Genomic DNA, 10,804 nt, shown 5'->3' with positions numbered 1-10,804 from the left:
CCCCCAAGCCGTCGGCGCCCGCCCCTGCGGCTCCGTCGGCGGCGGCATCGGCCCCTGCGGCCCAGGCCCCCGCGTCGGGGCCCGTGGCCGCGTCGCCGAAGGCCAAGAAGATCGCGCGCGAGAAGGGCATCGACCTCTCCGCATTGCAGGGCACGGGTCCGCGCGGCTGGGTGGTCGCGCGCGACGTCCTGGAGGCGGAGGGGCGGGGAGTCGGAAAAGCCTCGCCCGTCGCGGCGCGGATGGCGCAGGAGGCGGGGCTGGACCTCGCGTCGCTCGGCGCCTCGGGCAGGCTGATGAAGGCCGACGTGGCGGCTTCCATCGCCTCGATGGGCGCGGGCGCCAACGACCGCGTCGTCCCCGCGACGCAGATGCGCCGGATCATCGGGGAACGGATGCTCGAGAGCGTCAACACCATCCCCGCGGTCCGGTACTTCGCGGACGTGGATATGAGCGAGCTGGAGGCCCTGCGCAAGCGCCTGAACGAACGGATGAAGGGCGGCGTCCGCATCTCCGTCAACGACCTTCTGATGAAGCTCTGCGCCAAGCTCCTGGTGGAGACCCCGATGCTCAACGCCTCGGTGCAGCTCGAGGAGGGGCGGATCGCCGGCTTCGTGCTGCACGGCTCGGTGAACGTCGGGCTGGCCGTGGCCCTGCCGGGCGGGCTGATCGTCCCCAACATCAAGGACGTCCAGAACAAGGGGCTTGCGGAGATCGCGAGCGCGCGGGCGGACCTCGTGGAGCGGGCGCGCTGCGGCAGGCTGATGCCGGACGACACCATGGGCGGGACCTTCACCCTGTCCAACCTCGGGATGGTCGGGATCGACAGCTTCACCCCGATCATCAACCCGCCGGAGGCCGCGATCCTCGGGGTCGGGACGACCCGGGAGAAGCCGGTGGTCGTGGACGGCGAGGTGGTCGTCCGGCCCATCGCCACGTTCTGCCTGAGCGCGGACCATCGTCTCATCGACGGGGCCGATGCGGCCGCCGTTCTGGCGAAGCTGAAGGAGCTGGTCGAGAATCCCGAGCTGTTCCTGCTGTAGGCGCGGGGATTTCTCTTTGGGTGTTCCGGACAAAAACCCCGGGGCTCCGTCCCCGGGGGTTCCGTCATAGCTTCTTCGAGACGAAAGGGTGTTTTTTTTGAAAAAGAGAGTCCTCGTCGTCGGGGGCGGCCCCGGCGGCTACGTCGCCGCGATACGCGCGGCGCAGCTGGGCGCCTCCGTTACGGTGGTCGAACGAAAGCGTCCGGGCGGCACCTGTCTGAACGTGGGGTGCATCCCCACGAAGGTCCTGCTGCACGCCGCGGAGCTCTACACAGCGATCCGGCAGGAGGGGCCGACGATCGGCATCTATGCCGACAACCCCCGCTTCGACTGGGGGGCGATCCTGAAGCGCAAGCAGGAGGTCGTCGACTACATGGTCGAGGGCGTCGTCGGGCTCCTGAAGGCCAACGGGGTGACGCTGGTCGAGGGGACCGCGCGTCTGGCGGGCCCTCGTACCGCCGAGGTGGACGGGCGCCGCATCGACGCGGACGCCGTCATCGTGGCGTCGGGATCCGAGCCGTCGCTGCCGCCGGTCCCGGGTCTGGACCTTCCCGGTATCCTCACGAGCGACGGGGCCCTGTCCCTGGAGTCCCTGCCCCGGAGCATCGCCATCGCGGGCGGTGGGGTCATCGGCGTGGAGTTCGCCTCCGTCTTCGCGGCGTTCGGCGTGGAGGTGACGGTCGTCGAGATGCTGCCCCAGATCCTGCCGAACGTCGATGCGGAAATAGCGGGAATCCTGCGCAAGTCCCTGGAGGCGCGCGGGGTGACCTTCCACACGGGCGCCCGGCTGGGCAGCGTGTCCAGGGATGGGGACGGCTACTCCCTGGAGATCGGCTCGGGCGGCGGCGCTCTGCGGCTCTTCGCCGAGCGCGTGCTGGTCGCCACGGGCCGGCGTCCCGTGACGCGGGGCCTGGGCCTGGAGGAGATCGGCGTGGAGGTTCAGCGCGGGCGCGTGGTCACGAACGCGCGCATGGAGACGCGCGTCCCGGGCGTCTATGCGGTGGGGGACTGCACCAGCCCCATCATGCTGGCCCATGTGGCGGAGCGCGAGGGCGAGGTGGCCGCGGAGAACATCCTGCTGGAGGACGGGCACAAGGTCCACATGGACTACAAGACGGTCCCCAGCGCGATCTACACGTCCCCGGCCGTCGCCTCCGTGGGGCTGAGCGAGGAGGAGGCCGTGCGGCGCGGACACAGGGTCCGGGTCGGGCGCTTCCCCCTGGCGGGGAACGGCAAGAGCATCATCACGGGCGACGCCGCGGGGATGGTCAAGATCGTCTCCGACGAGCGGTACGACGAGGTGCTGGGCGTGCACATGGCGGGCGGCCCGGCGACGGACATGATCGCGGAGGGCGGCCTGGCGCTTCGTCTGGAGGCGACGCTCGAGGAGCTCGTGTCCACCATCCACCCGCACCCCACGGTCTCGGAGGCGTTCCCCGAGGCGGCGATGGCCACCTGGGGCCAGGCCATCCACTTCCCGCCGGCGTAGAACGCTGTTTCGCGCGGCACCTCGACGGCATGCGGCCGGAAGGGTGCCGGTTTTGCAGAAGGTTGTTGTCCAAAATTTCAGGGAGGTGAAAGTAGTGAAAAAGGCATTGGTCGCAGTTCTTGGAATCATGTTTGTCGTGGTCGCTTGTTCCGTGAGTTTTGCAAAACCGGTGGAATTGAGGATGAATCTGACCACCTCCGAGTCGAGCGTCTGGATGGTCGGAGCCAGGGAGTTCAAACGCCTGGTGGAGGAGAAAACGGAGGGAAGGTACGTCATCTCGATCTTCCCGAACGAGCAGCTCTCCGGCGGCGACATGGTGAAGGGGGTGGAGATGCTCTTCACCGGGGTGACGGATGTCGATTTTCATTCCGTCATCAACATGACGGGCTTCGAGCCCAAGTTGACGGTTGTGACCATGCCTTGGCTTTTCCCTGAGGGCTATAAGAGTGTGGACGAAATCTTGTTCAACGGTCAGGGCGGGCTTAAGCTGAAGGAGCTCATAGAGAAAAAGGGCGCTCACGTTTTGGCCTTTGGCGAAAACGGATTCCGTCAGATCACGAACAACGTCCGTCCCATCACCGGCCTCGACGATATCAAGCAGCTCAAGATCCGGACGCCGGCCATCGCCATGTATGTCGACCTCTTCAAGCTGTTTGGTGCGGACCCCACGGCGATGAACTTTGCCGAGGTCTTTACGGCCCTGCAGCAGAGGACCATCGACGGACAGGAAAATCCTCTCGACACCATGCGCAGCGCCAAGATTCACGAGGTTCAGAAATACATCTCCCTGTGGAATTACTCCTATGACCCCATCGCACTTTCCGTCAGCGGAAAGGTCTGGAAAAAACTGAGCGATGCCGACAAGGAGATATTCAAGGAGGCCGGAGTGGCCGCCATGAAGAAGCAGGTCGAGGCCTCTCGGGCCATGGATGACGAGATTCTCAAGCTCTTTGAGAAGCACATGACGGTCACCAGGCTGACTCCGGAGCAGATTCAGGAATTCAAGACGGCTGCTGCGCCCATCTACGACCAGTACAAGGAAAAAATCGGGGAGGATCTCCTCAGGGCTTTCGGCTATTCCTTCAAGTAAGCGGGGTTCCGGCGTCTCCGGTCCATTCGGAGGGAACTGTCCGTTTTTCATCTCGGCTTTTGAGAGCGTCGGGACGTGGGGGAGGAACAACTCCCCCATGGCCTCAAATGGCTATGAAAAGCGAGGGTGAGAGAACTTGAGAGCGATGGCAAGGGCTTTTGATTTTCTGGAAGAGGGCCTGATCGTCCTTGGGCTCGCTTTCATGACGGTTATGAATTTCGTCAATGTGGTCAGCCGCTATTGTTTTACCAATTCCTTTTCGTTCACGGAAGAGATTACGGTTATGGCCTTCGTTTGGGTCAGCATGCTCGGCATCGCTGCCGGGTTCAAAAGGTCTTCCCATCTCGGAATGAGTTATTTCGTCGAACTTTTTCCCCAAAAAATGCAGGCGTTCATGGCCTTGTTTTCGATGTTCTGTTCCGTCGCGATGATGGCGATCATGATCGACGAGGGCATCGTGATGGTTGAAGGGCAAATCATGCTGGGAGCGAGGACTCCGGCTTTGGAACTGCCCGTAATGGTCCAGGGCCTTGCCGTCCCCGTGGGTGGGGGGCTTATCGCACTGCGGGCGCTGGGTGCGGGTTACCACGAATTCAAGAGGCTCTATTGGGGAGCAGGCTCCCCAGCCGATCCGACGGGAGGGGTGCCCAGATGTCAGGAATAATTCTGCTCGGGGTATTCTTTACCCTGGTCTTCCTGAACGTTCCCATCGCCGTTTCCCTCGGTCTTTCCTCCCTCATCGGCCTTTATTTGGGGGACTTTTCGTTTGCGATGTTCCCCAGCATCATGTACACGGCCATCGGCAAATTCGCCCTGCTCGCCATTCCCTTCTTCATCCTTGCCGGCGTGATCATGGAATATGCGGGGATCTCCACGCGCCTGATCCGCTTTGCATCGGTCTGCGTCGGGCATCGCAAGAGCGGGCTGATATCGGTAGTGGTCATTGTGGCCTGTTTCTTCGCCGCCATCTCCGGGTCCGGTCCGGCGACCGTTGCCGCTTTGGGAAGTGTCCTGATTCCCGCGATGGTCAAGGCGGGGTACGATAAGGGCATGGCGACGGCGCTCATGAGCGCGTCAGGCGGGATTGGGATCATCATTCCCCCGAGCATCGCCTTTGTGGTCTATGCCTCCATCGCCGACGTGTCCGTCAGCGCGTTGTTCAGCGGCGGGATTGTTCCGGGAATCCTTGTCGGGATTGCCTATGTTTTGGCGGCGGTCTACGTATCGCGGGGCAACGCGAACATCGTCCGGCAGCCGAAGGCCAGTCCGGGAGAGTGGTGGGCCGCTTTCAAGGATGCCCTCTGGGGGCTGATGACGCCGGTGATCATTCTGGGCGGCATTTACGGCGGGATCTTCACGCCTACGGAGGCCGCCGGAGTTTCGGTGGTGTATGGCCTCTTCGTCGGCCTCTTCATTTACAAGGAGATCAGGCTCCGCGATCTCTGGACGCTGTTCGTCGATGCCGCCATCTCTTCCGGAGTTGTGATGTTCATCATCGCAGCGGCAAGCGTTTTTGCATGGCTCTTGGCCACAAGCCACATTGCCAGCGACATATCCAGCGCCATGCTGGGGTTGGGGTTCAACAAGATTGCCCTGTTGCTCATCGTCAACGTCATTTTCCTCATTGCGGGCTGTTTTTTGGACGCGAACTCCGCCTATTACATCCTGATCCCCATCCTCATGCCCGTCGTCACCGCGATGAAAATCGATCCGGTGCACTTTGGCGTTTTTGTCACCGTCAATATGGCGATTGGCCTCATAACACCTCCTGTAGGCATCAATCTCTATGTGGGGTGCAACATCGCGAAGCTTCCCGTGGCCGAAATTTGCCGGAAGATCGTTCCCTTTGTCGTGGCGGGCGTCCTTGCGTTGCTACTGATCACTTATATCCCTCAAATAACCATGTTTCTCCCGGGAATTCTGAAATAGGGAGTGCGGCTCTCTTGCTGATGCGCGTTTCCACACCTTGACGGGCGGCAATGGAGGCTCGTTTGGGACGTGCCTTTGAGGACAAGGAGGCGATGAATTGTGGGTATATCGGAAAGGGCGTTCGATTTTTCCGGCAAGGTCGCCGTTGTCACCGGTGCCGCGCAGGGAATAGGCCTGGCGATAGCGAGGGCGTTCGAATCGTTGGGGGCGAAGGTTTCGCCGTGGGATTTGAACGAAGGGGAGTGGAAGGCGGACAACCTTACCCCTGCGACGCGAGAAAACTGCTTGTTTCTGAAGACCGATGTGGGCAACCTGCCCGAGGTGAGGGAAAACATGGCGCGCGTCCATGAGCGCTGGGGGCGGATCGATATCCTGGTTTGTTCGGCGGGAATCGTTCACACGCAGCCCTTTCTCGATACCGATGAGGATGCCTTCGACAGGGTCTACCGAGTCAACGTCAAGGGCATCTTCACGTGCAACAAGGCCGTACTTCCCTTCATGGTGGAACGTCGTTACGGAAAGATCGTCAATATCGGCTCCATTGCGGGAAAGACCGGCGGCGGTTTTCTGGGCAGTACGCTTTATGGATCCTCCAAGGGGGCCGTCATCGCAATGACGAAGGGAATTGCGCGGGAGATGGGAGCCTTCGGGATCAACGTGAACTGCATCTGTCCGGGACCCGTCGAGACGAGCATGATTCGGGAGATGGAGCCCGAACGTCGGGAAGCCATTTTGAGCTCGTCGCCGCTGAAGCGTTTTGCTTTGGCGGAGGACATCGCAAACGTGACGCTCTTTCTGGCCTCGGATGCCGCGAGGCAGATGACGTCCGAGATCGTTACCGTCGACGGCGGAATCATGAAGGGGAATTGAGGGATACAACGATGACGATGAACGCCTTTTTGAAGAGGGAACGCGCATACGGAGGGTGCTTCGATCGGGTTCCCGTCCCGATTCCGGCCGAGGGGGAGGTCCTGCTCAAGGTCCACAGCACCGCGATCTGCGGGACGGATATTCACATCTATGCCTGGAACGGCTGGGCCCAGGCCAACATCAAAAAGGTCCCTCTTATCATGGGACACGAGTTTGTCGGGACGATCGTCGAGTTGGGAAAGGGCGTGAGGTCCCTCAAGGTGGGGGACGTCGTCTCGGGAGAGACTCACATCAACTGCGGGCTCTGCTACCAGTGCCGCAACGGAATGCAGCATATCTGCGCCAACCTCAAGTTGCCGGGGCTCCATCGGGACGGTTCCTTCGCCGAGTTCATGGCCTATCCGGAGTCCTGCCTGGTCCGGCTTCCGGAGTCCATCCCCATCGAATACGGGGCGCTGATGGAGCCCCTCGGCGTCGGCGTCAGTGCTGTGGAGAACGCTCAGGTTGCGGGGGCGAACGTGGTGGTCGTGGGGAGCGGACCGATCGGCTTGGGGGTCATCGCGGTCGCCCATGCGATGGGGGCACGGAAGATCATCGCTCTCGATGTGATGGAGTACCGTCTGGGGCTGGCCAAGCGCTGCGGTGCGGAGCATGCCGTGGACACCTCGAAGTCGGACCCGGGGGAGTTTGTGAGGGAACAGACCCATGGGGTCGGGGCCGATGTCGTCTTCGACGCATCGGGGAACCCGCGGGCGATCGCCGGAGCGTTCAAGTACCTGCGCAAGGGGGGCGAGGTGCACCTTCTGGGCCTTCCGTCCGAACCGACGGCCATCGACCTCGCTCCGGACGTGATCTTCAAGGAGGCGACCGTCTACGGATACCACGGCCGCAAGATGTTCTCGACCTGGACGCGGATGCTGGGATTGATTGAATCCGGGAGGATCGAGCTCGAAAGCCTTATTTCTCACCGGCTTCCCCTGACGGATGCCGAGAAGGCCTTTGAACTTTTGCTGAGGGGGGAGGACGCAAGCAAAATTCTGCTGTTGCCTTAAGAGATAGCCTCTGAAATTCGACGATTTCTTCCTCTTTTTACCTGGCGCTGGAGGTGGGCAGGACGTTGAGGGACGCGAGCAGTCGGGTGTCCGAGTGTCTCAGTTTGCTCCGAAGGAGGCTGGTTTTCATGAAGAAGGGATTGTTCGGTATCGGCGTGTTTTGTCTTGTCTTTTTGTGGTGTATCCCCTTGTGGGCCGGTCCTGTGACGATAAGGCTGGCCAATGTGGCTCCTGTGGGGGACCCCCGGGATATGGCCTGCGTCAAGTTTGCAGAGCTGGTCAAGGAGAAAACGCAGGGGGCCGTGACTGTAGAGGTTTTCTCGGGAGGGACCCTGGGCGACTGGCGCGTGACGATCGAAGGCCTGAAACCGGGTATCGTTAATGCGGTGATCGAGAGTATCGGAACCCTGGAGCCCTACACGAAGCTGGCGGGCATCGACCCATTTCCATATTTGTATCGGGACTTCGATCATTTCAAAAAGGTATGGTACAGCGAGACGGGGGATCGTCTGCTGAAAAAAATCGGGGATGCCGGCGGATTCAAGCTGATGGGAGCGATGTATCGTGGTGCCCGCTACGTGACCAGCAAAAAGAAATTTACCGATACGGATGGGCTTCGGGGCCTGAAAATCCGTGCCCCTCAGCTGAAGATGTATTTGAAGACGTGGGAACTTCTCGGCGCTGCACCGACCCCCATGGCTGCGACGGAGATCTACACCGGGCTCCAGCAAGGTACGGTGGAGGCCCAGGAGAACCCGTTGGATTTTTGTTACAGTTATGCCCTCTATGAGCTCTGCCCCTTCCTGATCGAAACGCGCCACGTCCTGAGCAACGATGTTTTTATCTTCGACAAAGCGTATTTCGAAGCCCTGCCAGAGGATGTTCAAAAGGCCCTGATCGAGGCCGCCAACGAGGTCGCCCAATGGCGGACGCGTTATTCCGTGGAGCAGGAGCAGCAGTATATCGAGAAGTTCAAAAACAAGAATGTGGAGGTTGTGCCCGTCGATACCGCACCGTTCAGAGAACGGGTTGCCGGCATTATCGAACTGTTCCCCGAGCTCAGGGAGATCGCGGACGAGATCGGGGCCGTTCAATAGCGAATAGGTCGGTTGGGGCCCCATCTCGTTTTTTCCGGGTGCTTGGCTCGGGAGGTCCGCTTCCGTGATGGGGTCCTGCCCTTCGTGTGCGACCGTATCAGGTTGACGGTTCACTGCAAATCGTCAACCTGCCCGTCTCTCGTTTTGGGATAAGGGGGATATGGATGCGCATTTTTATCGGAATCTTGAATTTAATAGAAAAAATATTGAGATTGGCAACGTCGTGCCTGTTCGTCGTGATGGTCGCTTCCATTGCCTACCAGATCGTTCTGCGCTACATCTTCTCCAAGGCCAATCCCTGGTCGGAGGAGCTGGCCCGTTACAGCTTCGTATGGCTCGTCATGCTGGCGGCTTCCCTGGGGGCGCGGCACGGGCGGCACATGTGCATAGGATTTCTGGTCGAACGCTTTCCCGCCCCTCTCAGGGCTTTCGTCGGGATGGCGACGAGACTGCTGGCGATCTTCTTTTTCCTGGTTCTGGGCTACAAGGGGGCGGAGCTGTGTTCCTTCACCCTTCACCAGACTTCCACCGGCCTGGAGGTTCCCATGGCCTACATCTATTTGGCCATTCCCGTCGGGGCCTTCATCATGGTTCTGTTTTCCGTGGAGGAGATTCTCTGCATGATGAAGGGCGTTCCCTCGTCCGCCGTTTCTGAAAAGGAGGCGGTTTGAGATGCACGGCACCCTGATTGCTGCCATCCTCGTCCTGAGCCTTTTGGGTATGCCCATCGGTTATGCTTTGGGATCGGCGACTCTGCTCGCCCTCCTCTACGCCGGGTCTTTTCCCTTGATTCTGATCCCGCAGCAGTTCTTTGCGGGGATCGACTCCTTTCCCATCATGGCCATTCCGTTTTTCATCTTGGCCGGAAATCTGATGACGGCCGGAGGGATCAATCAAAAGCTGATTCGCTTCTGCAATACTCTCGTCGGTTGGGTCCCGGGCAGCCTGGCCATGGTCACCGTTGTGGCTTCGATGTTCTTTGCCGCCATATCGGGCTCCGCCGTCGCCACCGTCGCAGCCATCGGGGGCATAACGATACCGGCGATGAAGCAGGAGAACTATCCTCCCGGCTTTGCCGTGGCGGTTGCGGCCTCGTCGGGCGTCTGCGGTCCCGTCATCCCTCCCAGCATATGCCTCATCGTCTATGGAGCGGCGCTGTCGATGTCTATCGGAGACCTGTTTTTGGCTTCGGTCATCCCAGGACTCCTGCTGGGTGGGGTGCTCTGTCTCACGGCCTACGTGATCTCAAAACGGCGCAACTTCCCCAGGCATGAAAGGGCCCCCAAGGGAGCTGCCCGAAAGGCGGCGGGGGAGGGCATCTGGGCGCTTATCATGCCCTTCGCCATTCTGGGGGCCATCTTCTCCGGGATCGTCACGCCCACCGAGGCCTCGGTCTTGGCCGTCCTCTATGCGTTGGTGGTGGGGATTGCCCTGCATCGCGACCTCAGATTCTCGGAAATTCACCCCATTCTCTGCGAATCGGCCATTGCGACCGCTACGATCCTCTTTATTCTTGCAGCCTCCAAGGCGTCGAGCTGGGTTATCGTCACCTCGCGTTTTCCCGAGATCCTTTCCTCGGCCATCCTCGATCTTACCCGGGACAAATTTTTGATCCTGCTGCTCGTCAATGTTCTTCTCCTGATCGTGGGCATGCTCATGGAGGCGAATGCTGCCCTTGTAATCCTGATTCCGATCCTGGTTCCTCTGGTCAATAAGGTGGGGGTCTCATCCCTCCAATTCGGGGTCATCATGTCCTTCAATCTCTGCCTGGGGTTGCTGACGCCTCCTGTCGGGGCGGCGCTGCTCTTGGGCAACGACATTGCAGGAGAGCGTATCGAACGGTCGTTGATCGAGACGATTCCCTTCTTCCTGGCCGGTTTGACGATCCTGTTCCTGATCACTTATCTTCCTGGTCTCTCTTTGTGGCTGCCCCAGCTCTTCAGATGACGTGTTGCGCGGGGCGTTGGCGAATCTGCGTGGAGGTGTCCTGGATGGAGTTCGATTCCAAGAGAAAGGTTGCGGTCCCGACGCAAGGCGGCTGTTTCGGAGAACTTGCCCCGGGCGGCCGTCACGACCTATTCCAAAGGCTTGGTGCAGACGGCCCGGGCTCGCGGTCATGAATGTCGATGGAGATGACATTAGATAGTGTCGTCAGGAGAGGTTAAAAGGTTTAGAATATCCTCCAGCAGAATCATTCAGTCAGGGGGAAGTCACTATGGACCAAGGGCACAGAAGGC

The 10,804-nt window shown here is 60.4% G+C and carries 10 protein-coding genes; all 10 read left to right on the top strand.

Annotated features, from left to right (window positions below; all coding sequences use genetic code 11):
• The coding region (locus EII26_RS12320) for a dihydrolipoamide acetyltransferase family protein (protein WP_148092573.1) at positions 1 to 1,040 on the top strand (1,040 nt) is incomplete at its 5' end.
• A gap of 97 nt (positions 1,041 to 1,137) precedes the next feature.
• Positions 1,138 to 2,529 (top strand): dihydrolipoyl dehydrogenase, encoded by a 1,392-nt coding sequence (gene lpdA / locus EII26_RS12315; protein ID WP_124889463.1) that lies wholly within the window; start codon positions 1,138 to 1,140, stop codon positions 2,527 to 2,529.
• Positions 2,530 to 2,656: 127 nt separating this feature from the next.
• Positions 2,657 to 3,619, top strand: a complete 963-nt coding sequence (locus tag EII26_RS12310) for a DctP family TRAP transporter solute-binding subunit (RefSeq protein ID WP_124889462.1) — start codon at positions 2,657 to 2,659, stop codon at positions 3,617 to 3,619.
• A 145-nt stretch (positions 3,620 to 3,764) separates the two neighbouring features.
• Positions 3,765 to 4,283, top strand: coding sequence for a TRAP transporter small permease (locus EII26_RS12305; protein ID WP_124889461.1), 519 nt, complete (start codon positions 3,765 to 3,767; stop codon positions 4,281 to 4,283).
• Entirely contained in the window at positions 4,271 to 5,548 is a 1,278-nt protein-coding gene (locus tag EII26_RS12300; RefSeq protein WP_124889460.1) for a TRAP transporter large permease, read from the top strand. The genes EII26_RS12305 and EII26_RS12300 overlap by 13 nt, the downstream gene beginning before the upstream one ends.
• Before the next feature lie 99 nt (positions 5,549 to 5,647).
• A complete protein-coding gene (locus tag EII26_RS12295) occupies positions 5,648 to 6,418 on the top strand; it encodes an SDR family NAD(P)-dependent oxidoreductase (protein WP_158612336.1) in 771 nt (256 codons plus the stop codon).
• A gap of 17 nt (positions 6,419 to 6,435) precedes the next feature.
• On the top strand, positions 6,436 to 7,470 hold the full coding sequence (locus tag EII26_RS12290) for a zinc-binding dehydrogenase (RefSeq protein WP_158612335.1): 1,035 nt from the start codon (positions 6,436 to 6,438) through the stop codon (positions 7,468 to 7,470).
• A 128-nt stretch (positions 7,471 to 7,598) separates the two neighbouring features.
• Positions 7,599 to 8,567 (top strand): TRAP transporter substrate-binding protein, encoded by a 969-nt coding sequence (locus EII26_RS12285; RefSeq protein WP_124889457.1) that lies wholly within the window; start codon positions 7,599 to 7,601, stop codon positions 8,565 to 8,567.
• Between the two features lie 212 nt (positions 8,568 to 8,779).
• Positions 8,780 to 9,238 (top strand): TRAP transporter small permease, encoded by a 459-nt coding sequence (locus tag EII26_RS12280; RefSeq protein WP_233572749.1) that lies wholly within the window; start codon positions 8,780 to 8,782, stop codon positions 9,236 to 9,238.
• A gap of 1 nt (position 9,239) precedes the next feature.
• Positions 9,240 to 10,514: a TRAP transporter large permease gene (locus EII26_RS12275; protein WP_124889455.1), complete on the top strand. Its 1,275-nt coding sequence runs from the start codon at positions 9,240 to 9,242 to the stop codon at positions 10,512 to 10,514.
• Positions 10,515 to 10,804 lie beyond the last annotated feature (290 nt).

The organism is Fretibacterium sp. OH1220_COT-178, from assembly GCF_003860125.1.
GTDB lineage: Bacteria > Synergistota > Synergistia > Synergistales > Aminobacteriaceae > CAJPSE01.
Note: the sequence above shows the minus strand (reverse complement) of the source record. Positions and strands in the feature narration are given on the sequence as shown.

Bases quoted from the DNA above. Each gene is read 5' to 3' on its own strand.
- EII26_RS12310 (WP_124889462.1), top strand. From the start codon at position 2,657: ATGTTTGTCGTGGTCGCTTGTTCCGTGAGTTTTGCAAAACCGGTGGAA.
- EII26_RS12305 (WP_124889461.1), top strand. From the start codon at position 3,765: ATGGCAAGGGCTTTTGATTTTCTGGAAGAGGGCCTGATCGTCCTTGGG.
- EII26_RS12300 (WP_124889460.1), top strand. From the start codon at position 4,271: ATGTCAGGAATAATTCTGCTCGGGGTATTCTTTACCCTGGTCTTCCTG.
- EII26_RS12290 (WP_158612335.1), top strand. From the start codon at position 6,436: ATGAACGCCTTTTTGAAGAGGGAACGCGCATACGGAGGGTGCTTCGAT.
- EII26_RS12285 (WP_124889457.1), top strand. From the start codon at position 7,599: ATGAAGAAGGGATTGTTCGGTATCGGCGTGTTTTGTCTTGTCTTTTTG.
- EII26_RS12275 (WP_124889455.1), top strand. From the start codon at position 9,240: ATGCACGGCACCCTGATTGCTGCCATCCTCGTCCTGAGCCTTTTGGGT.